This is a genomic window from Pantoea sp. VS1 (genome assembly GCF_002207995.1).
Taxonomy (GTDB): Bacteria; Pseudomonadota; Gammaproteobacteria; order Enterobacterales; family Enterobacteriaceae; genus Pantoea; species Pantoea dispersa.
Window position 1 is genome coordinate 105,060 of the sequence record NZ_NHZE01000005.1, and the last position, 21,860, is coordinate 126,919.

General features: G+C 57.6%; 17 protein-coding genes and 4 pseudogenes. 6 read left to right on the forward strand and 15 right to left on the reverse strand.

Translation table 11 applies throughout. The annotated features are described in order from the left end of the window. Positions 1 to 11: 11 nt before the first annotated feature. Positions 12 to 1,793 carry a putative bifunctional diguanylate cyclase/phosphodiesterase gene (locus CBW22_RS02810; protein ID WP_088515979.1) on the reverse strand — a complete coding sequence of 594 codons (1,782 nt, stop codon included), beginning with the start codon at positions 1,791 to 1,793 and terminating at the stop codon, positions 12 to 14. Positions 1,794 to 2,135: 342 nt separating this feature from the next. On the opposite strand from CBW22_RS02810, the gene CBW22_RS02815 reads away from it, so the two are divergent. Further along, the gene (locus CBW22_RS02815; protein WP_088515980.1) at positions 2,136 to 3,593 is read left to right on the forward strand and encodes a methyl-accepting chemotaxis protein; all 1,458 of its coding nucleotides are present in this window, start codon (positions 2,136 to 2,138) and stop codon (positions 3,591 to 3,593) included. Here CBW22_RS02815 and CBW22_RS02820 read toward each other — a convergent pair. Beyond that, positions 3,590 to 3,796, reverse strand: a complete 207-nt coding sequence (locus tag CBW22_RS02820; protein WP_045814937.1) for a DUF3606 domain-containing protein — start codon at positions 3,794 to 3,796, stop codon at positions 3,590 to 3,592. The genes CBW22_RS02815 and CBW22_RS02820 overlap by 4 nt on opposite strands. Before the next feature lie 361 nt (positions 3,797 to 4,157). Between CBW22_RS02820 and CBW22_RS02825 the strand changes: the two genes are divergently transcribed. Both CBW22_RS02825 and CBW22_RS02835 read left to right on the forward strand, forming a co-directional pair. Further along, positions 4,158 to 4,397 carry a hypothetical protein gene (locus tag CBW22_RS02825; RefSeq protein ID WP_039328794.1) on the forward strand — a complete coding sequence of 80 codons (240 nt, stop codon included), beginning with the start codon at positions 4,158 to 4,160 and terminating at the stop codon, positions 4,395 to 4,397. 526 nt (positions 4,398 to 4,923) lie between these two features. Further along, entirely contained in the window at positions 4,924 to 7,050 is a 2,127-nt protein-coding gene (locus CBW22_RS02835) for a putative bifunctional diguanylate cyclase/phosphodiesterase (protein WP_088516080.1), read from the forward strand. A 24-nt stretch (positions 7,051 to 7,074) separates the two neighbouring features. On the opposite strand, the gene CBW22_RS02840 is transcribed toward CBW22_RS02835, so the two are convergent. Further along, positions 7,075 to 7,605: a GNAT family N-acetyltransferase gene (locus tag CBW22_RS02840; RefSeq protein ID WP_088515981.1), complete on the reverse strand. Its 531-nt coding sequence runs from the start codon at positions 7,603 to 7,605 to the stop codon at positions 7,075 to 7,077. A 655-nt stretch (positions 7,606 to 8,260) separates the two neighbouring features. Here CBW22_RS02840 and CBW22_RS26245 point away from each other — a divergent pair. Beyond that, the gene (locus CBW22_RS26245) at positions 8,261 to 8,431 is read left to right on the forward strand and encodes a hypothetical protein (RefSeq protein WP_176428074.1); all 171 of its coding nucleotides are present in this window, start codon (positions 8,261 to 8,263) and stop codon (positions 8,429 to 8,431) included. Between the two features lie 477 nt (positions 8,432 to 8,908). Here the strand turns inward: CBW22_RS26245 and CBW22_RS02845 are convergent, their stop codons facing one another. The 7 genes from CBW22_RS02845 to CBW22_RS02875 form a co-directional block, all read right to left on the reverse strand. Beyond that, on the reverse strand, positions 8,909 to 10,570 hold the full coding sequence (locus CBW22_RS02845; RefSeq protein ID WP_088515982.1) for a methyl-accepting chemotaxis protein: 1,662 nt from the start codon (positions 10,568 to 10,570) through the stop codon (positions 8,909 to 8,911). Between the two features lie 433 nt (positions 10,571 to 11,003). Continuing rightward, positions 11,004 to 11,258: a biofilm development regulator YmgB/AriR family protein gene (locus tag CBW22_RS02850; protein WP_059009461.1), complete on the reverse strand. Its 255-nt coding sequence runs from the start codon at positions 11,256 to 11,258 to the stop codon at positions 11,004 to 11,006. A gap of 100 nt (positions 11,259 to 11,358) precedes the next feature. Continuing rightward, positions 11,359 to 11,631 (reverse strand): hypothetical protein, encoded by a 273-nt coding sequence (locus CBW22_RS02855; RefSeq protein WP_059009459.1) that lies wholly within the window; start codon positions 11,629 to 11,631, stop codon positions 11,359 to 11,361. Between the two features lie 138 nt (positions 11,632 to 11,769). Next, positions 11,770 to 12,021 carry a regulatory protein YcgZ gene (ycgZ, locus tag CBW22_RS02860; protein WP_059009457.1) on the reverse strand — a complete coding sequence of 84 codons (252 nt, stop codon included), beginning with the start codon at positions 12,019 to 12,021 and terminating at the stop codon, positions 11,770 to 11,772. Between the two features lie 285 nt (positions 12,022 to 12,306). Beyond that, positions 12,307 to 12,564, reverse strand: coding sequence for a hypothetical protein (locus CBW22_RS02865; protein ID WP_088515983.1), 258 nt, complete (start codon positions 12,562 to 12,564; stop codon positions 12,307 to 12,309). A 248-nt stretch (positions 12,565 to 12,812) separates the two neighbouring features. Further along, the gene (locus tag CBW22_RS02870) at positions 12,813 to 13,049 is read right to left on the reverse strand and encodes a DUF2171 domain-containing protein (RefSeq protein WP_059009452.1); all 237 of its coding nucleotides are present in this window, start codon (positions 13,047 to 13,049) and stop codon (positions 12,813 to 12,815) included. Between the two features lie 750 nt (positions 13,050 to 13,799). Beyond that, a complete protein-coding gene (locus tag CBW22_RS02875; RefSeq protein ID WP_059009451.1) occupies positions 13,800 to 14,891 on the reverse strand; it encodes a YncE family protein in 1,092 nt (363 codons plus the stop codon). A 446-nt stretch (positions 14,892 to 15,337) separates the two neighbouring features. Between CBW22_RS02875 and fhuE the strand changes: the two genes are divergently transcribed. Then, positions 15,338 to 17,515 (forward strand): ferric-rhodotorulic acid/ferric-coprogen receptor FhuE, encoded by a 2,178-nt coding sequence (gene fhuE, locus CBW22_RS02880; protein WP_088515984.1) that lies wholly within the window; start codon positions 15,338 to 15,340, stop codon positions 17,513 to 17,515. A gap of 38 nt (positions 17,516 to 17,553) precedes the next feature. On the opposite strand, the pseudogene CBW22_RS02885 reads toward fhuE, so the two are convergent. From CBW22_RS02885 to CBW22_RS02895, 3 pseudogenes are all read right to left on the reverse strand, one after another. Next, positions 17,554 to 17,948 (reverse strand): annotated as a pseudogene (locus CBW22_RS02885) (C40 family peptidase); the annotation flags it as partial. 28 nt (positions 17,949 to 17,976) lie between these two features. Beyond that, a pseudogene (locus CBW22_RS02890) lies at positions 17,977 to 18,509 on the reverse strand (IS6 family transposase); the annotation flags it as partial. Positions 18,510 to 18,884: 375 nt separating this feature from the next. Further along, positions 18,885 to 19,814, reverse strand: a pseudogene (locus CBW22_RS02895) (phage tail sheath protein); the annotation flags it as partial. A 255-nt stretch (positions 19,815 to 20,069) separates the two neighbouring features. Here CBW22_RS02895 and CBW22_RS02900 point away from each other — a divergent pair. Then, positions 20,070 to 20,363, forward strand: coding sequence for a hypothetical protein (locus tag CBW22_RS02900; RefSeq protein ID WP_141097287.1), 294 nt, complete (start codon positions 20,070 to 20,072; stop codon positions 20,361 to 20,363). 461 nt (positions 20,364 to 20,824) lie between these two features. Here CBW22_RS02900 and CBW22_RS02905 read toward each other — a convergent pair whose 3' ends face one another. Both CBW22_RS02905 and CBW22_RS02910 read right to left on the reverse strand, forming a co-directional pair. Beyond that, positions 20,825 to 21,451, reverse strand: a complete 627-nt coding sequence (locus CBW22_RS02905) for a recombinase family protein (protein WP_088516081.1) — start codon at positions 21,449 to 21,451, stop codon at positions 20,825 to 20,827. A gap of 166 nt (positions 21,452 to 21,617) precedes the next feature. After that, positions 21,618 to 21,799, reverse strand: a pseudogene (locus CBW22_RS02910) (glycoside hydrolase family protein); the annotation flags it as partial. Between the last annotated feature and the right edge of the window lie 61 nt (positions 21,800 to 21,860).

Sequence of the window (21,860 nt, forward strand, 5' to 3'; positions counted from 1 at the left end):
GCGGCGGCGGGTCAGCACTGCCCGCGCAGCTTCCAGCCCAGCCACTCGTCGAGCTCCCCTTCCGGCAGCGGCCGGGAGTAGAAGAAGCCCTGCGCCTGGTCGCAGCCGTACTGGGTGAGTGCGGTCACCGTTTCTGCATCCTCGACCCCCTCGGCGAGCACCGTATAGTCCAGCTCCTTCAGCATCGCGATGATGCTGCGCGCGATGATGCGCGAGGCGGTGTCTGACGAGATTTCGCTGATGAGCGTGCGGTCCAGTTTGATGACGTCCAGCGGCATGCGCCGCAGGTAGCTGATATTGCTGTAGCCGGTGCCGAAGTCGTCCAGCGAAATGCCAAAGCCCCTGAGCTTCAGCATCTCCAGCCCCTGCATCGCCGCCGGGCTTTCAATAATGCGCTCGGTCTCCAGGCACTCTATGCCCAGCAGCGAAGTGGGCAGCTTTGCCCTGATCATTTTTGCTTCCAGCGCGTCGGCAAAACCCTCACGCGAAAAGTCCCTGCAACTGACATTGATGGTCACCGGGAGCTGGATGCAGCTGTTGCGCAGGCGGGCAAGGCGCGCGATCGCGCGGTCGGTTACCCAGGCTGTAAGCGTGCTGAGCAGCTCGGTCTGCTCAGCCAGCGGCACGAACAGGGCGGGCGAGAGTTCTCCCCGTACCGGATGGCGCCAGCGCACCAGCGCCTCCAGCCCCACCGGGCGGCCGGTGTGCAGGCAGACTTTAGGCTGGTAGGCGAGCCACAGCCCCCTGTCTTCCCGCAGCGCGGCGGCCAGGTCGTTCATCAGGGTAAAGTCCTGCGTATGGCGCGAATCGGTCGCTTCGCTGAAGCGCATGGCGGGCACGTTCCGGCCGATGGCCTCGTGCAGGGCGCTGACCGCGCGACGCAGCGCTTCCTGCGCCGGAATGTCGCCCGGGGTGAAGGTGAGCTCCCCGGTGTGGGTGCTGAGCGCCACGGCGATGCCGTCGCCCAGGTCGGCGCTGATCCCCTCCAGACGCCCCGCCACCCAGTCCGCGCTGAGCCGGCTGTCGTTACGCGTCAGTACGGCAAAGCGGCCGGTGGCAACGGTGTAGAGCAGCTCGCCGGTGGCAGGACGCAGCCGCAGCGGCAGCAGCGTGGCCACGTCCTTCAGCAGGCTCTCTACCGGCCCCATGCCCATCGAGCGCGCGAGTTCATAGGCGCGCGGCATGTCGATGCAGTCAATCAGCACCAGCCGGCGCGGCGTACTGTCCCCCGCCGCCGCCAGATACTGCAGGTCGCGGATGAGGCGCTGGCGGTTGGGCAGGCCGGTGACCGGGTCGGCAAAGCCGGCGGAGTGCCAGGCCTCCAGAAACGACATCACCAGCGCGGCCAGCAACTTCAGGGTGGTAACCTGCCCGGCGCCAAACGGGTGTGGGGCAGTGTCCGTGACGCACAGTGTGCCGAGCACGATGCCTTCGCGGTTCTTCAGCGGTACGCCGGCATAGAAGCGGATGTAGGGCGCGCCCGTGATGAGCGGGTGCGTGACGAAGCGGGCGTCCAGCCAGGTGTCGGGCACCACCACCGGGCTGTCGTTGTCCACCGCGTGACGACAGAGTGAGTCCTGCCGCGAGGACCTCGTGAGGGCGAAGTTGTGGGCGGCCTGCACGTGCTGGTGCTCGTCGTCCAGCACGGAGATAAAGCTGCCGGGGATACCCAGCGCCTGGCTCGCCAGCCGCACAAATTTGCGCAGCACGTCGTCGCGGCTTTCGTCGGGGCTGCGCAGTGCTTTCAGCGCCCGCGCGCGGCGATCGCTGTCGCCGTTAATATTCATCAGCATGGGTTCCTCCGCACCGGCCTGGTTCCGGTGCGAAATTATAAAGAGAAAGTGGACGGTAACGGACCGGTGTAAAAGGCAATAACTGCGAAAGGGAAAAGCGATTAAAACTTTTTTATGGTGCTTACTATAGGCGCTTCCTGGTCTGATGTCATGTTTATTTTCTTTAGCAAAATATTTAGCGCAGCGCGATTCTTTTATTTTATCGTCCGTGAGTGTTCTTTTTGAATAATACCTGCCAGACTCCTGCCAAATAAATGTAGTGCGCAACTTAATCACGCGCGTAATTAAAACAAACGATAACGCCTCTTATTATTTAATAATAACAACACCGGGGAAAACCTCATGCAGTTACTCAGACATTTTACCATCCGCCGCGTCGTGCTGTGGATGATGATTGTTTCATTTAGCATGGTTGCGGTCGCCGGCGCCTGGAGCGCGCTGACGCTGCGCGAAATGTACCGCCACGCCGACCACGCCGGTGCGCTGACCCGGCAGCTGACCTTTCTGGCCCGCGCCGGCCTCGTCATGCAGGGCGGGACCGCAGCCGAGAAGACGGCCCTGCTGGCCGCCGTTCCGCCGGAGGCGGCGTGGGACGGCTACCGCGCGGCGTTGAGTGCGCCGGACCGTTATCCGGCCGCCGGCCGCGAGCGGCTCGGAAGCCTGACGCAGCAGCTCGCGGCCGACGACGCGCCGGTGATGGCCGGGCGCCACCGGCTGGAGGTGATTCTCAGCAGCGCGCTGCTGGCCGCTGCCGCGCTGCTGGCGTTCTGTGACCGCTATCTGGTGGTGCACCTGGTGCGCCCGGTAGCGAAAATCCGCGCGCACCTGAAGACCATCGCAGGGGGTGACCTCACGCGCGAGCCGGAAGACCTGGGCCGCAACTGCGTCGGGCAGCTGGTGCCGCTGGTCCGTGAGATGCAGCACAGCCTGCTGGACGCGGTGGCGGCCATCCGCGACAACGCGGCGATCCTGCACCGCGAGGCTGGCGAGATTGCGGCCGGCAACGCCGATCTGTCCGACCGGACCGCCACCCAGGCCGCCGCGCTGGAGCAGACCGCGGCGAGCATGGAGGAAATTACCGCCACCGTCAGCCATAACGCGGAGAACGCCCGCGAGGCGCGCGAACTGGCGGGCCGCACCGCCGGCACCACGCAGCAGGGCGCGGCGCTGGTGCAGACCGTGGTTGACGCCATGAGCGGCATCGCGGAGGGCTCTGAAAAAATCCGCCAGTTCACCGCCACCATCAACGGCATTGCCTTCCAGACCAACATCCTGGCGCTCAACGCCGCCGTTGAGGCCGCCCGCGCCGGGGAGCAGGGGCGGGGCTTTGCCGTGGTGGCGGCCGAAGTGCGGTCGCTGGCACAGCGCAGCGCGGCCGCCTCGAAAGAGATTGAGGGCCTGATTGCCGACACCGTGGCGCGCGTCAGCGACGGGCGACGGGCTGCCGGCAGCGCCGGTGCCACCATGAGCGAGGTGCTGCACGGCGTCGGTGAGGTCAACGCGCTGATCGGACAGATTGCCCTGGCTTCGGAAGAACAGAGCAAAGGGATTGCGCAGATCACGCTGGCGGTTGCGGAGCTTGACCGCGTCACGCAGCAGAACGCCACCCTGGTGCAGGAGGTTTCTGCCACCGCGGGCAACCTGAACGGGCAGACGATCGCGCTGGGCGGCGCCATCACCCGCTTTACACTGCCTGCAGAAGAAGGCAACGTGGCTGTTGCCGCGTCCGCTTCACCGGTCAGCCCGCGCCGGGCGACCCCGCCACCTGAAGGCGACTGGGTGGCCTTCAGGCATCATTAACGCGTCGTGCGGGGGGGCGGATTTTTCTCCAGCCACGCCCGCACGCGGTCGGCTTCCGGGCCCGCCTCGCGCACGGCCCGGGTCAGACGCTCCTGGGTCGTGCGCAGTTCCAGCGTCCAGAACGTGATCTGCCACTGCTCCCGGATGTCTATGCGGCTCAGGTCGGCGGGTACCCGCCGCTGAATATAATCGCGGTTTTTCATCAGGTTATCCTTTTCATCAGTACAGGGTGTGGCGGCACAATAAATACGGCCGCCAGCAAGCCCTGCCTATCCTGGCGAATAATAATCAGGAAAACACCGGATTAATCCCTCTGTCAGGATTTCGTAAAAAAAGGAGAGGATTCCTGGGTGTATGGATATTATGCCTGTCGCGCTGAGCGGCTGATTTGGTTTAGCGTTATAGAAATAAATCAGGTAATGGCGGTTGACTATCCCGCGATCGATTCAGGGCGCATTGCATTACGGAATAAATATTAAGATAATGTGATGTATCAGGGGCGTATCCCGTATTTTTTATCCTGACGGCCCGTTGTGGTCCGCCTGGCCGCGAAAGGAGTGTCTTCTGGGAAATCAGCTTTTATACCGGCCCGTCGCGGTCGGTTCCGACGTCCGCGAGCTCCGGCTTGCGGCCGGCCTGTCGCAGGAGGCCGCCGCCGAGCGGTTTGAGCTCAGCCTGCGCGTCTGGCAGATGAAGGAGGCGGCGAAAAATCCCGCCCCCCTGAGCCAGGGAGAGTACGAGCTCCTGCTGCTGCTCGCCGGGCGTCACCCGCACTATGCCCTTGTGCCGCAAAAGAAAAAGTAGCAGGCTCTGTTCCCTGAGCCCCCTGAAGTTCAGGCGGGCCCGGCCGATAAAAGGATAAGGACATGAGCGGAAAGTACTACTATGCAGTTCGATGCGGGCGCCCCGCGATTGAAGAGGTGCACTGCGCGGGCTGTGGCGAGCTGGCGCAGGCCGGCGGGGGCCGCTTTCTCGGCACGTTTTACTCGCTCAGGCACGCGCTCCAGTCCGCGCGCCTGCGGCATCCCGACTGCGTAATCTGCCTGCGGTGCGCCTCCCTGCAGCGCTGAAACGCGGCCAGGAGTGGTCCTGAAGTAACGTTTTCGTGATGCCCGGACAGCCGGGCGTCACTGTTATCCCTGACTCCGCCCGCGGCGGGGTCAGCTGACGGGCCTTTCTTCCGGCGGCGGGGCGGCAGGGATTTCTGCGGCCCCGTCTGATTGAACGTGTCCCCTTTTTGCTGTGTCATGCCGGCCACAGCTCATTCGACCCGGGGGGACAGACCCTGAAACGCCCGACATCAGACCACGAAGCGACCCGTCTTGCGGCGCTGGCACCCTATCAGCAGGCGGATGCGCTGCCGGAAAACGCGCTGGACCGGCTCACCACGCTCGCCGCGCGCCTTTTCCGCGTGCCCACCGCCTTCGTTTCGCTGATTGACGACCAGCGGCAGCTTTTTGCGTCCCGCTACGGGCTGAACATCACCGGCACCGCCCGCAGCGTCGCCTTCTGCGACCACACGCTGGCGCAGGGGGAGATCCTCTGCGTGCCGGATACCCTCGACGATCCGCGTTTTCGCGACAGCCCGCTGGTGCACGGCTACCCGCACATCCGCTTCTACGCGGGGATCCCGCTTGCCACCCCGGACGGCCACCATATCGGCACCGTGTGCCTGACCGACACGCAGCCGCGCCCGCCGCTCACGGACGCGGACCGGCAGCACCTGGCCGACATCGCCGCGCTGGTTATGGACCGGATGGAGGTCCACCGGCTCGAGGTGCTGCGCCACGCCAGCCAGCAGCGGCTGGAGTCCATCTCGGCCACCTCCCCGGACGCCATCATCTGCACCGACCTGCGCCGGGGCATCACCTTCTGGAACCCGGCTGCCACCGCGATGTTCGGTTACGGCCCGGAGGAGATGGCGGGCCAGTATGTGGCCGGGCTTATTCCCGAGCGCTGCCAGACCGACTACCGCAACGAGCTGGAGCGCCTGACGGCCGACGAGGCGGCGATTTCGCAGCCGCGCACGCTGCAGATATGGGGGCTCAGGCGCGACGGCCGGGAGTTTCCGGCCGAGGTGTCATTCTCGGGCTGGCGGGAGGGCGGCGAACGCCTGGTGGGGATGATTGTGCGCGACGTCACCGCCCGGCACGAGAGCGAGGCCCGCCTCTGCGAGCTCGCCTCGCTGGACATGCTGACGCGTCTGGCCAGCCGCGGTGCCTTTATGCAGCAGCTGGGGCAGCTGACCGAGGCCGGCGTGCCCTACACCCTGCTGATGACCGACCTGGACGGCTTCAAGGAGGTCAATGACACGCTCGGGCACGCCGCCGGCGACGCGCTGCTGTGTCACGTGGCGGAGCAGATCCGGCTGGTGTGCGCGGAGGCGGTCACTGCGGCCCGGCTCGGCGGCGACGAGTTTATCATCCTGCTGCCGGGCGGAAGTACCGGTGCCGGCCTGACGGCGGAGCGCCTGATTGCCGCCGTGCAGACGCCATTCAGCTACCACGGCTCCCCCGTGATTGTCGGGGCCAGCACTGGCATTGCCGCCTATCCCGAACACGGAGAAGACGCCTCGTCGGTGATGTCGGCGGCGGACCTGGCGCTCTACCGGGCCAAGGCGTCGGGCAAGGGCTGCAGCGTCCTGTTCCGGCCCGAATTCCTGGCGGCGGAGCAGCGGCGCCGGCGCTTTGAACGCGAGCTGGAAACCGCGGTACGCCAGCAGCAGTTCATCCTGCACTACCAGCCGCGCTATGACGCCGGCAGCGGCCGCCTGCTCGGCTGCGAGGCGCTGGTGCGCTGGCAGCATCCGGCCCGCGGCCTGCTGCTGCCCGCCGAGTTTATGGATATGCTGGTGAAAAGCCCGCTGTCCGTGACGCTCGGCGACTGGGTCATCCGCACCGCGCTGGCGCAGGTCCGGCAGTGGCAGGTCCGCTGCCCGCGGCTGCGGGTCAGCGTTAACCTGTTCCCGCGCCAGCTTTCCGGTCCCGGGCTGGAAAGCGTGCTGCGCGAGTCCGCGGGCGGCGACGCCGCCTTTGTGGACCTGGAGGTGGACGAGCCGCTGCTGACGGGGCTCGTTGAGGAAATGCCGGCACAGTTTGCGGCCATCCGGCGCACGGGGGCCGCGTTCGTCATCGATCACTACGGCCGCAAGCTGGGCGCCATCAGCCTGCTTCGGCACGGCTTCGTCAGCGGCTTCAAGATTGACAAGTCGCTGACGCTTGAGCTCGGCACCAGCATGTGCGTGCGGATGATGTTCCGGGCCATCGCGGCGCTGGGGAAAAGCCTCGGGCTCAGCGTGGCGGCCGAGGGTGTGGAAGACGCGGAGCAGCGGGCGTACGTAACAGGCGCCCGGTGCGACATCATGCAGGGGAACGGGCTGTGCAGACCCCTGACGGCGGTGGCGTTTGAGGCGCTGCTCAGCGCGGAGGGTGACAGTAAGACGCTGAAGCACAGCTGATAAAACGGCGCCCTCAGCGGCCCATCAGCCGGTGCGCCAGCTTATCGGGCAGAAGTAAGGGCAGCGAGCCCGGAAACAGCAGACCCCGGCCGGTCCTGTGCAGCGGGTCAGACGCTCATAGTTCGCCAGCTCGAAGTTGGTGGCGGGCACCTCTGCCAGAAGTCCCGCAGGACCGCTTCCGGGCTTTCGACTATCAGGCTGGCGTTTCCACCGACGCTGCAGGCGCAGCCAGGCTACTTTGTAATCCAGACCGCCCTTTCCCGCAACTGCCTTACTTAACCGCATCTGCTCCACTGATGAAGTCGGTTCAGCCGGGGCAAACCCGGAAACCTCAACACGTGTAGCCGCCGCCAGCGTGACGGCCCATGCGCAAGCTTGCTGCACAAGCCAGGTGCCGATACCGCTTCCGCGCAGCGGCGGGGCCAGCACCAGACCGCCGGGTGCCAGCGCCACACGTCCCGGCCGGCCGTGCGTGAAAACGGCGCTGACGGTGCCCGAAAGGTCGCCCTGCGGCAGAGCTGATAGCACGTGCCAGGCCAGTATCAGCGAACACATCGGGCTCCGTGACCTCCGGCAGGGAAAGTGTCCCTCCCGGACAGACACCAGGAAGCTGACCGGCGTGTCAGGCAGAATGTCTGTGGATAAACGGCGGACCGTCAGGAAATATTCCGTAAAGGGCCCACCCTGTGGCGGCTGACATAAAACGGCTCCTGATGGTATTCAGGGTACCGTGATGTGAGCGGAGCGCGCTTTACAGCAATGCGCGCTCAGCGGGCCATAATTCAGGATAAACTGTACCGGCTGAAACGATAGTGGCGCAGTCAGTGTAAAAAAATCAGTGAATCAGACACTTCCTGGCATCACTTTCTCGACAGCGTAATATATTCATATAATGTTTTCCCGTATCATGGATGGCGGCTTTCCGCAATATCAGTAAGCACTTTGTGGGACTCTGGTCCGCCCTTTACACAGCCAGCGTAAGGCCGGTTATGTGAAATCCTGCCTTGATCCCGGGTCTGAACATCCCGGGTTACTTTTTGCCATGTGTCCCGCCACATCGTTTCCGGCTGTACTCGCTGCTGCCCCACGTTGTTCTGTGACACCGTGCACGTTTATCTATTCCGCCGCCGTCACCTGCTTTACGCCTGCGTGACAGAGTCAGGTTGGGAGTGATAAAACCCAAAAGGTTGAGTTGACAGGAGGCATCCCGATGAAAAATGCTGCCACACCTTACCGCGAAGCGCTGATACGTCTTTGTGCGCTCAGGTTGCGCTACCGGCGTGCGAGCCGTAATCCGGCCGCCGGAGTGGTTGACCTTGCGGCGTTGATGTCCGAGCTCGAAGAGGCCGAACAGGACGTTGAGCGACATGAAAAGCAGTAAATGCTTCCGGCAGATCGGGCTTTAAAGTTTTACGCCAGCAGGCCTATACGAATAAGGTGATTAATCCGATGGCCACACTCCACGAGTAAGTCCGTTTATCTCATTGACGTTTTCAGGGGCTGACCGGCCCTGACCGTAACGCGCTCCACAACGTCTTCCGTAACTGCAGATGCAGGCATGACACCGCGCCAGTCTGCCGTGATTACTGCCACCGGTTCATGCCTGACATTTTCTGTCTGGTCAGTTTGATAAAAACCGGCTTCCGGGAGGAAGCCATCAGCACAATCAGTCGCAGTATCTGTTATTTGTCCCCTGATAAGGCACACTAAAGATGTCGGTACGCGCAGGCCAGACATATGCGCAGCGACGATGTACTTTTTCTGGCCGGCAGGCACCACGCCAATAACGTAAAAACGCTGAAAGGCTGAGGAAGGGTCCCTGCCCCGTGTTTCAGTCTAAGAAACCGTAACTGCTGCCTCAGAAGCTCTTCCAGTTATCATCTCCCGCTGCCGCAACGGCAGGGGTGGGACGTAATGCAGCAGCCGTCCTTATCGGCCGTGTTGCCTGAGCGCGCACAGTGTCTGACTGTCCCGAATCGGGAACCAGCGTAAAGGCACTGACCAGCTGATTCAGCGCCGCCGCCTGCTCCATCAGCGAGCGTGACGCGGCCGAAGCCTCTTCAACCAGCGCGGCGTTCTGCTGCGTCACGTCATCCATCTGGTTTACGGCAATATGGACCTGCCCGATACCCTGAGATTGTTCACTGGCGGCAACGGATATCTCATCGACAAGGTCGGTGACCTGCCGCACGGCGTCGTTCATGCGGGACATATTCTCTCCTACACCCTCGGCCTGCGTCGCTCCGGCTTCGACAAAGCCCATGGATGACTCAATCAGCTCCTTGATTTCGCGGGCGGAAGAGGAGGAGCGCTGCGCGAGGTTGCGGACTTCGCCGGCGACCACAGCGAAACCACGGCCCTGCTCCCCGGCACGCGCGGCCTCGACGGCGGCGTTCAGGGCCAGAATGTTGGTCTGAAACGCAATCCCTTCAATGAGCCCGATAATATCCGTAATTTTTGCAGAGCTCCCCCTGATGTCACCCATTGTGCCCAACAGCGTGCGCACCCGGCCGGCGCTGTCTTCAGAAATATCGCGGGCATTTTTCGCCAGCTGACTGGCAAGCTGTGTGTTTTCTGCGGTCTGACGTACGGTCTCACTCAGCTCTGACATGCTTGCCGCCGTCTGCTCCAGCGAGGCAGCCTGCTCCTCGGTTCGTGAAGAGAGGTCCTCATTACCGGCTGCTATCTGCGCAGAGGCTGAGCTGACCGACTGTGCAGAAGCCTCGACCTTCGACAGCGAGGCTGAGACGTTTTCAATAAGATGATTAAACGCTTTTGCGGTCAGGCCGATTTCATCCCGACGCGACTCGTCCACCCTCAGAGTCAGGTCAAGCTGCTGGCTGGCGATTTCCATAGTCTGCCGCATGCCGTTGAGCTGTCCGCGGATAGCGAAAATAGTTTTCAGCGCAAAAAAGGCCAGAATGGAAATGGCCAGCATTGAGCCACCCACAAGGCTCCAGACTGTCATCTGATAAGTCCGGTCATTTTCTTTACGCAGAGTACTACCGATGTTCACATTCAGTTTGAGCTGTTTCTGGTAGCCAGCAATCAGCTGGCGGGCAGCTTCTCCAATGCCGTCATTGCTCTGAAGCGCCCCCAGTGCAACGGCGTCATTCTGTGCGCGTGAGCCAGCAAGAAATGCAGGAAGCGACGATTCAACCTGTTTGATGGTGGAGAACGCCTTCTCTGTCAGTTGCCGGTCCTCCTCGTTCGATATGTCGTTATTTAGGTAATACTGGTTCAGTGATTTGATATTACTGATAGCTTCATCGATTTTCTTTTCAACTTCAGCCTGCCGCCGCCGGTCTGTTGCGCTCTGGTGGCGGTAAAGCCAGATAATAAGGGAGTTACTGCCGTCTACCAGCTTGCCCAGGTCCAGCAGTGAGGCAACGGTATTTTCCTGCACATACTGAAAGCGGGACTGAAATCCGCCGGCAACCATGACGGCCACGATGACCATCGCGACCAGAGCGGCTGAGAGAAGTGAAAAGGTGAGCAATAATCGCTGTGTAATCGTCATCTGTAATTCCTGCCATTGTAAGTGACTGATACTTTATGAAATCTGAAAATAATAAAAACTTTCAGCATATATATCGGCAGAAAAGCAGGAAACGTTATTTCAGGAAAGGCGCACCCGGCGAAATAAATTCTGTTTGTGGCAATCCCATTGCCTGATCCTGTTCGATGAGGATATCCATACAGCATCTCTCATCAGCACTGTGGCGGATGAGCATCAGCGCCCCCGAGCTCTGAAAGAAAAAAGCCTGTCTGGCCGCTATCGGCCTGCTGGCAGAGCGCCTTCACTGACTCAGAATCGTAATGTTCAGGAATAAACCAGCGGGTCGTTGGCTCTTCCTGAGATACAGGTGCTCATTAACCCGTCCGCTTAAGCAGATAAGGCCTGCGAAGCAGGCCTCATACAATCAGTGTTGTGGCTTCATTGCCGAACCGGACTAAGCGTCCTCTTCCTCTCGCGAATACCCCACAACCATCTCCAGCGCGCCGCGCAGTACATCGAGCCTGACGACGTCAGAGGTGCTCTCCAGCTCTGCTATCAGGCTGAGTATCACGTCCTTTCGCAGCACGCGTCCGCCCTGAGCCTTCAGGCGTGTAAATACCGCGCTGATGATTTCTGATTCAGCGGCCAGCTGATCGCCGCGCTGATTAATTACACTGAGAATTTCTTCTTCGGTTTTGTTCTGCTGCATAACCCATCATCCGGGACAGATAAAGAGAAGGGCGCCGCCGGCGCCCGGGCTGTCTTCAGACTCCGTTCTGCCTCCGCCCGTGGCGGAGATACGTTACCGGTCAGTGCCGGCGCGTGCCTGGCGGAGGGGCATCCTCTGTCATAAACAGCGACTCCGGACTCTGTACGAGCCGGGCGCCAGGAAGCGCCGCACTGACCTCATCAAGCGCCAGTTTCAGGGCCTCAGCCCTGTCGGGATGCGTTTCACGCGCGGCCATTTCGATCAGCCTGACGGCAACCGTTGCACCCGATACCGGTGCATTCTCGCTGAGCAGACCGAGGACGGCCTCACCGATAACGTGGTCCATAAGCATTTCAGTTTTGTTTCTGTACATACCACTTCCCGGGTGTCAGTAAAGGGACGCTTTCCTGTACCTGCCGCCGCTGACGCGGCTGGCTGACGTTACATCCGCATGCATGACCGGATGTGATATCCACGCCGGAGAAGGCACTGCTGTGGGCAGATACCTGATTCAGAGAGGCTCTTCCCGGCCAAACAGCAGGCCAATCAGCGTGCGGCAGAGCTGCTCCTCTTCTGCGCTGCCCGCGAGCTCCAGGCGACGTACGAGCTTTGCGCAGATGGCCGGCCGGTTGAGGGCGGCGCCGCTGCGCAGGATTTCCACCACGATCTGCCCCAGCATGGCCTGCTGCGAAGGGAGTTGGGCGTCAGTGAAATAACGGGCAATGTCTCCCGCATTATCAGGTTGCATGCTGTTCTGGCGCATAGTCATTTCTCTCGAGATAATGGTTAAAATGTCATCGGGTGATGATGCGCGGAAAGTTATACAAAAAATAAAAACCTGTACAGAAATATTTTTGACGGTGAAATGAATTTTTTAGCAAAAAATGCTAATCATTATAAATCATGAGGATAAATAACTTATCTTACGAAGGGCGGAGGGGGGCATCCCTGACAGTTTCTCCGGCCGGCACGCGCACAGCGCGCCCGATGCGAGGCTGGCTTTTCATCGTCGTGTCCCGGCCAGAGCCGTTCTACGTTCCAGGTCGTTCTAACCGTCGTTTTCCTGACCCGTCATCGTCATCCAGTGCAGCTCAGCCTGCTCGCGACTGCCGTACTGACGGAAACCCTGCAGCCAGCGTCTGGCATCAAAGATTTCCGCAAGCTTCTCGTCGCTGACGTCAGCTTCGGCCATCACGGCGAGCTCCTTTCTCAGGGACCCTGCCGTACTGTCCTGGCCGGCGCTCGCCAGGCTGACCGCTGCCTCTCCGATAATGAGATGGCCTTTCTCATCGTCGTGATAGAACACAGCAAATCCTCCTTCTCGGGAAAATAACAACCTCAGGACTGAATGTAGACGGAGAAGGCGCCTTCACCAGAAGAAAAATCTGTCATATGGATAAGAAATAAAATATTGGTTTTGTGTGGCGGAGTCGCCGGGTGTAGAACAGAATATAAATGCGTGAGAAAAACTGATGTGTTCAGTACCAGGGGAATATGCGGTCAATACAATAACGCTTTAAAAATTAGCCGCGGCATAACAGCCGCGGCGTTTCGTTACACAGCCTGCCACTCACTTTCAACTTCATCTTTAGATTTGGAAAGAATGACTTTATTGTCATCCACTTCATTAACCCAGCTGAAGGGGATGATGTGATGCTGACCGCCGGCTTCCGGGTCGCTTTTCGCCAGCTTAATTTTGTCATCACCCTCGAAGTGGTCAACAACACCCACGTGCTCGCCGTTAACGTCCACTACCTGAGCATGGTCCAGAACTTCTGCTTTATCAACCATAATTAATCCTTAACAACGTCTGGTAAATGATAAATTAACCCAGTCATCATGCTGGGTATGCTTTTAAAGCGTGGGTTATTAATGTGTCTGGCGTCAAGAAATTAACATAATGAAACATCTTCCTCATCGCAGTGTATGGCGCATACCTCTGTCCCGCCTTTCAGCCGCGAGGCTGCAGAGGCCGGTCTGACAACTATTTACCCGGTGCCATGATGAAAGCGCCGGCTGCATTAGATCCAGACTCAGTTAAGGTAAATCGTTGAATTATTCCCCTGGCACTTCCCGGACTCTTTATGAATACGGTTAATCTGCCCTGTGCCACTCTTCCACAGACAACCATACTTTTTCTGGCCTGAATTACTGCCGGTGGATGGATTAGGTAACCTGATTTCCAGCGTTCTGAACGCTGCAAAAATGATTAAAGGTGTCGCACTGTATTTTCGGCTCTGTTGCAAAGATCAGCGGCGCTGATAAACTTTCTTCCCATTTTCACCAGTGACGCACCCCATGAATGTATTTAAAGGCGGGCATTTTCAGCGCGACATCATCTTCTGGGTGAAATGCGCCTGGTAGCCAGAGTGTTTGAAATGCGGGCCTTTATCATCGGCCAGAAGGCATATCAACTTTAATATTTGCAACAGTGCCTAAATGCGCACCCTACGAAAACTTCGCACGATCTTCGTAGTGTTGTGACCAAAAAGCGCTTAACAGCAAGCATCAGGGCAGCTTTCGCCGCCCTTTTCATAACTGTTACTTCAACGCAATACGCGCGATGCCGTCAGCGCCTTTTGTAGAAGAGTCTTTATTAAATTCCGCTTTCAGGGTCACATACAGGGTGTTGTCGTCTGGGCCAATCAGCAGACTGTTAGGATTCTGATCAAACGACCAGCTGTTTTTCACCGCGTAAGTGGTGGCATCCAGCTGCAGCACTTTCTTCGATTCACGCTGGCTGATGTAGATTTCGTTGCGCTTCGCGTTGAATTTGATGCCCAGCGAGTCACCTTCAATACGTTTGACCACTTTGCCGGTGTGCTCGTCGAGTACCAGTGTCGCTTTTCCTTTGGAATCGTCAGTGATGAACAGACGGCCAGTGGCAGGATCTTCTGCCATGTTCAGGAACAGATACTCTTTACCGTCACCCGCCGTCCAACGCTTCTCGATTTTGTGGGTGCGCGGGTTAATCACCAAAATTTCGCCAGAACCATTGGCGGCATAAATGCGCTCAGTGACCGGGGAATAGATCAGGCCCGTTACCCATTTACCGGCATTTTTGATCTCGGTTTTTAGCTTGAAGGTTTTCGTATCAACCACCGAGATGTAACCTGGATCGGCAACGCGGCCCACGTACAATTCGTTGCCGTGCCACAGCACTTCACGGGCGCCCGCCGGATAACCTTCTTTACTGATTTTGCCTGGGAACACCAGACGTGCCAGCACTTTGCCACTCTGGGCATCAACCTTAGAGATTGCGCCATCCAATGAGTTAGTGGTGTAGAACACACTGCCTTGTTCATCGATTGCCGCACCAAAGTTTTTCAGATCGGTGTGAGTCTCGCCTTCAGTCGCCAGGGTTGCTGGGTCCAGACGATAGATAACACCGCCATTCACATCCTTAAAGCTCTGCGCGCTGGCGACAAACAGCCCTTTTGAGTCCTGTGAGTAAACCATCTCATACAGGCCATCACCCAGGACACGCTGTGTCACGGCGGTATCAACCGGTTTAGCGGTTTCAGCAACAGGGGCTTCGGCTTTTTTAGCAGGCGCCTGACAAGCAGTCAGACTAAATGCAGCAGCAACCGCCATGGCAACAGCGGCTTTGCGCGGACTAAACAACGATTTCATGCAGTACTCCATCAATGGATGAACGGCTCCGACCGTATCTAACGAGCGGAAAATATAAGAAGAATGAGAATCATACGCATTAAGATGAAGGAGGCAAATATTCACGTGGATTTCTCTGCTCTCCCGCTTTCAACCAGAAAAAATGTTCACTGCATCTGCCGCACCATTTACCGCAAAGTTCCTGTTTATTCCCGTAACAAAAATGAAAACGCCAGCAACTAACGGGTTATGAACGCATCCATCACACTGATTTCGTTGTTATTTACACATTATTACACTTCAGGTTGAATCATTGCGAGATTCTATAAAGCAAATGATTATCATTGGCGTTCGTAAACAGGAATACGCCGCACCTACCCCTTTTCTATGGGGGGTAAATTCAGGCGCAAACATAACAACCGAAGCCTGATGGCTTTACATAACAATCATTGACCACGGAAATAATTATGTCTTCGAAAGGCAGGGATTCAGGCATCCGAAAAACGTATAGCGTGTCGCTTTTGGCGATGGCAGTACATACCCTTCTCAATCCAGGCATAGTACAGGCGGCAGATAACACGCAGCAGGATTTGGTGGTTAATGCCATCACCAGCGACAACAGCGGAGATAATGAGAAGCAGGATTATGCGGTGAAAACCACGCGTGCTGGCACCAAGTTGTTACTGACGCCGCGCGATGTGCCGCAATCGGTCAGTGTGGTGACTCAGCAGCGTATGCAGGACCAGCAATTACAAACCGTCACCGATGTTTTGAATAACACCACCGGCATCACCAGTAACCTGGTCGACTCAGAACGTTCAGAATATTATTCACGCGGTTTTAAAATCACCAACTTCACCTTTGACGGCATCCCCACGTCGGTGGGTGACAGCTGGAACTACGGTGATGCCGCCTCTGATACCGCGATTTATGATCGTATCGAAGTGGTACGTGGTGCGACCGGACTGATGACTGGTGCGGGCAGCCCATCAGCGTCGGTGAATATGGTGCGTAAGCACGCCGACAGCAAAGAATTCACCGGTAGCGTCAGTGCCAGTTACGGCAGTTGGAATAAGCAGCGCTATGTGGCTGACATTGCGGGCCCGCTGAACAGTAACGGCTCGTTGCGCGGACGTGTTGTAACGGGTTATCAGGACCAGGACAGCTGGTTAGACCGTTACCATAAAAACAAGAAGTTCCTGTATGGCGTCGTTGATGCCGACCTTACCGAACACACCACGCTTTCACTGGGTTATGACTATGAGAAAGCCGACACGCGTGATCCTACCTGGGGCGGCTTACCAGTGTTCTACAGCAATGGATCACTGACGCATTACAACCGCAGTCTCAACTCCGCCGCCGACTGGACTTATTACCACACTGAAGTGCAGAAGTTGTATGCCGACCTGGTGCATAACTTCAACAATGGCTGGAGCATTCATGTTAACGGCACACATGCGAAAAATACCTTTAGCGATAAACTGCTCAATATCTACAGCGCCTTCCCGGATGAAACCACGGGTGAAGGGGTGACCGGTTACGGCAGCCTCGATCGCGGTAAACGTGAACAAACTTCCGTTGATGGCTATGCCAGCGGTCCGTTTGAGTTGTTTGGACGTCAACATCAGCTCATGGCGGGTGTAAGCTACAGCCGTCAGCATAACCAAACCTACAGTCAGGATGGCGTCACCGATCTGGATGAATACGACATTACGTCAGCCGACATGGGGGCTTTTAATAACAACTGGACCGGCAATATCGCTGAACCGCAGTGGCAAGGCTGGTATCTCAACGCCAATGACGTGATCCGTCAGAAATCCGCCTACACCGCCGCGCGCTTCTCGCTGGCTGATCCACTGTCACTGATTATTGGGGCGCGCTACACCGAGTGGAGTACCAACGGCAGCAGTGGCAATATGACCAAGAGCAATACGACGCCGTATGCCGGTTTGGTGTATGACATCAACGATACCTGGTCAGCCTATGCCAGCTACACCTCGATCTTCCAGCCCCAGACTTACCGCGACGCCTCAGGTCATTACCTGTCGCCAGTTACCGGGAAAAGTTACGAAACGGGCCTGAAATCAGCGTGGTTTGATGGTCGCCTGACGGCTACCGTCGCGGTATTCCGCATCCAGCAAGAGAATGTCGGTACGGCTATTGACGGCGTTTATGTTAATAACAGTAGCGAGCAAGCGTACTACGCCACTAAGGGCGCGCGCAGTAAGGGGGCAGAGTTTGAGCTAAACGGGGCCTTGACCGATAACCTGCAACTGACCTTCGGTGCCACACGTTACGTGGCACGCGACAGTGATGGGCGATATAACCCGGATCAGCCGCAAACCGACTTCAAACTGTTTACGCGCTACCAGGTACCGAGGTTGCCAGACCTGACCATTGGCGGCGGCATCAACTGGCAGAACCGTACCTTTGAAGATGTCAGCGCACCAGAAGGCAGTACGCAGCGTGTGTATCAGGGCAGCTATCCGCTGGCCAACCTGTTTGCGCGTTATCAGGTCACCAAACAAGTTGCGGTGCAGGCCAACGTCGATAATTTATTTGACCGCGAGTACTACACCTATATGAACAACTATGTTTACGGTGAACCGCGTAACTTCTCGGTGAGTGTCTCTTATCAGTTTTGATTGAAAAATCCCCGGTGCTAAGCCGGGGATTTTTGACATCAGACCTTGTTTTTATAATTAAAACTGATCTGCGAATTCTGCTCACGCGGTGAACGCCACGCTTCTAAATAAACCGATTTCCAGTACGGATTATTCAGGGATGAGCGCATCACGCCCCGGCTAACCGAAGCGTGAAGGAATTGATGATCGGTGTCATAAAAGCCGACGTATCACTCATGTTTGATACTAAAGAACACTAAATCAGCGGGTTGCAGGTGTGACTGATCAACCGGCTGACCCATGGCGATTAATTCTTTGGTGGTGACACGATCCATCGGAATATTAAAACGATCTTTTAACGTGCGCCAGACGAATCCCGAGCAATCACCCCCGTTAATTGCGTTCGACCCCACTGGTATTTGGTGCCTTCCCATGAGTGCATCTGATCGTGTAATGGGGATTAAATGGCACTGTTGCAAATATTAAAGTTGATATGCCTTCTGGCCGATGATAAAGGCCCACATTTCAAACACTCTGGCTACTAAGTGCATTTCACCCAGAGGATGGCCGAAGTAGAATGACTCAGCCTGGCCTTTGCACAGCGCGCGCATCACTTCAATCCCTTTTATCGTGGCGTGAGCTGTCTTAATCGATTTAAACCCCAGCGTGGCGCTGATTATCCGTTTCAGCTTGCCATGACCGCATTCGATAACGTTGTTCCGGTATTTGATCTGCCGGTGCTCCACCTCCGGCGGGCATTTCCCTTGACGTTTCAGTAACGCCAGTGCCCGGGGGGAGTCGGTGCTTTGTCTGTACTGATGATGCGCGGGATCTTCCACTGTTTTACGTTGTTTAAAATCTTACCCAGAAACCGGTAAGCGGCATTCGTATTGCGATGCGGCGAAAAGTAAAAATCGACAGTGCGGCCCCTGCTGTCAACGGCCCGGTACGGATAAGCCCACCGGCCATTCACTTTGATATAAGTTTCATCCAGATGCCATGAACAGAAGCCGGAATGCTGTCCCGTAAAGAAAGACCCAGTGGAAGTCCGCCCGCTTTCGCGTGGGGTAATGTCGCCCGGAAGCTCAACCCCTTTCTGCCCGGTTACAGGGCAGCATTCGCTTTCTCCACCTTCCTGTACCCGCACCTCCATCAGCTTCCCTTGCGGTCGGCTTGCCAGCGTGGGCAGAAGTACGGGCTTACCGTGTTTCACTTCAGTAACAGAATGGGTCAGACCCTGCCTCTTCATCGGCAATCGTGATGTCCGTGTGCTCTCACTCGACAAAAGAGCAGCCGATTGCGTACCTTTTGGTTCAAGCCTGTCAGCATCTTTGGCTTGTCAATGTTAACGGCGATTCACAGTAGTTCACTTATGTTGGTCATGCCATTCACCCTCGATAATGTCGCGGGCCAGCGACGGGTTCAGCGGGCCGTCAACGGACCACATCTGCGCCTCGGCCATGGTGTCCATCAGCACCTGCGCGGTGCGGGTGTAGCATTCAAACGCAAACAGCGGATCGTCGCTCAGGCAGCGGGAACCCCAGAAGCGGTAGCCGTCTTTGCGGATAAGCGTGGTGACGTCGTTCTGGTTAAGCAGGCCCGCGTCGGTAGCCGGATCCTGTAAATCCCAGAATACGTCCTTTGAAATACCGGTCACGCCGTTCACGCCGACGTTAGAGAGCGACTTATGCCAGCCGGTTTGTTCGTCGATTTTGGCGCGCAGGCCCAGCGCGCGGGCGGTGGCGTAGGCCGTGGCGTCCTGCTTCAGTACGGTGTCAAAGCTGATGAAGTCCGACCAGATCAGCATCCCTTCGCGCTGGCTGAAGTTGGCGCGGTAAGCGATCGCCTCCTCCACGCTTTTGCAGCCGTAGGCGGACAGGTACGCAAACCCGCGCAGGCTCTGCGCCACACTCAGCAACTCGGTTGCAACGGCCTGCGTATCGTGCCCAGGCGCGCCGAGGATGCGCGGCTTTACGTCGCACACCGACTGCGCGGCCAGCAACGCTTTCATACCGGTGCGCTGGCCGTCGGTGACGCCGCCGATGATGTTCGCGGAGGTTTCCGCCTCAGTCTCGCCCTGCGGCACGCGCACCACGACGGTGACGGGTTTGGACTGGTCGGCGATAGCGTCCAGCGATCGGGCCAGCGTGCCGGATTCGCCCGCCTTGCCGCTGGCGGTGAGTACGCCGGTCAGCAGCACCGGTCGGTTAAGCGAGAATGTTGCCGGGTCGGCGTCGTCACCGGTGCAGACCAGCCCGACGATCGCTGTACTGACGGTGGTAATGGTTCGGGTGCCCTCGTTGATTTCCTCAACGCGCACGCCGTGATGATAATCCTGTGCCGTTTGGCGGTTCTCCTGTTAAGGGGTTCCGCTATGGTCGTGCCTCATTGCAGATGGCGCATCTGAGTAGTGTTGTGTGAGGGCTCACACAATTATCCGCGACTCCGGAGTAACTGCCGTACCCGCTGGTACAAATTAAGAATGGACCGAATCAGGGATTATTCCCCCTGAATCCGATTGATAACCCTCTTCAATACTTTAACTATGAGGGAAATGTTAAACGTGAGAATAACGATGAAACTGGCCCCGAAACATTACCGCCTGTTGTCCCTACTGCAGGAAAGAGGCTCGATTCCCGCGCGTATCAGGCCTGTTATAAGGGAAGAACTGGTGGCAATGGGCCTCGCTGAATATTTTCACTGTGAGGAGTGGCTCAGGGAAAAGGAACGCTACAGGCTGACGAAGCAGGGCCGGGAATTACTTGAGAAACACGATAAAGAGATTGAGCAGGAAAAGCAGCGTGCCGCCGGTGAGTCACGGCCATTTCGTCCTGGAAGGCCGCGAAAGGACAGCAACCGCTTCCCTTGACGCTTCCAGTCTACAGACTAGCCTTGGTAGGCATTCTAATAAAATCGACGTTTTCGTTACCCCATATTATCCGCGCGCTGGCGCGGTTTTTTTTGCCCAGTAAATCAGTTCGACAGTGTTTAGTCTTGTCATATCAACTCGCCCGCAAATCATGCAATGGGGTATTTGTCAGCGAGACATCTCACCTGCCGTAACCCGATATCCTGCGTAGTGTACCCTCTCAAAACATTGCATCACCTTGACGATGCCGTTAAACCGGTTATATTTACCTACCTGAATAAGAAATTGTGTTTTCATTTTAGTTTGCTGCCGCGCCCTCCAGCGCGGTTTTTTTTGCCCCTGAAATAATCACATTACTGACAGTTAAGTTCTTTATCTTCGCGATTCAAACAAATCATTATCCATTTGTGCAGTAATGGTATTCTCTCACAGCGATTTATCCTGTCGCGAATTTCACTTCTTTATTTTTCCGCCCGACATACCTGGTCAGGTTGCGGCGTTTTTTTATCTGTAATGCTTTCGTCCTTAAGCTCTCTTAGTCTTGCCGCCGGAATATAGCGGTATAGTGTTTTGACTGACACTTCCAGCACCAGTGAAACCTGCAGCATTGTTGCCCCCTGAACCAGCATCCGCTCAGCCCTGGCTGTCACGTCCGCTGTCATCACCCGCCGGCGGCCCCCAACGCGCCCTTTTTCCCGCGCAGCTGCCAGCCCAGCGCGGGTTCGCTCTACGATCAGCTCGCGTTCCATTTCCGCAAGCGCCCCCATCACGTGAAAGAAAAAGCGCCCCATCGGCGTGCTGGTATCAATGCTGTCGGTCAGGCTGCGGAAATTAACGCCGCGTTCACGCAGTTCTTCCGTCAGCATGACCAGATGACGCATGCTGCGCCCGAGCCTGTCCAGCTTCCAGACAACCAGCGTGTCCCCGGCCTGCAGGCAACGCAGCGCCTTTTTCAGTCCGGGGCGAACACGGGTTTTTCCGCTGATCCTGTCCTCGAAAATCAGCTCACAATCTGCGCTCTGAAGCGCAATCCGCTGTAAATCCGTGTTTTGGTCATTTGTTGATACCCTGATGTAGCCAATCAGCACGCTGCAATCTCCGCAAATGGGCGTGAGTGTGCCAGTCCAGGCCATCACGGGCCAGGCCATTGATTCGCCTAAACCTCGGTTTGGACGATATCGCAAAAGCGGGGGTTGCGACCGGCTTAATGGCATGGCCGGGTTATGCGATACTGCCGCTTATCATCAATGGTGCAAAGGTCACCATGGTTGAGCCGCAGACGTTGCCGGTGCCGACGTTGAACGCCAGCGACACCAGCGCGTCGTAAACATGCTGCGCGCCACGCAGCGCGCCAGTGCCGCCTCGACGCGTAACACGTTGGTGGTGAAGTTGCCCGCCGCCTGCCGCTCGGTGATCGTCTTGCCGGGAATGACGCCCAACCTGGCGTCCCACCCGTATTGATGCTCACAGGTAACGCTTCACCTCACGGTATCCACG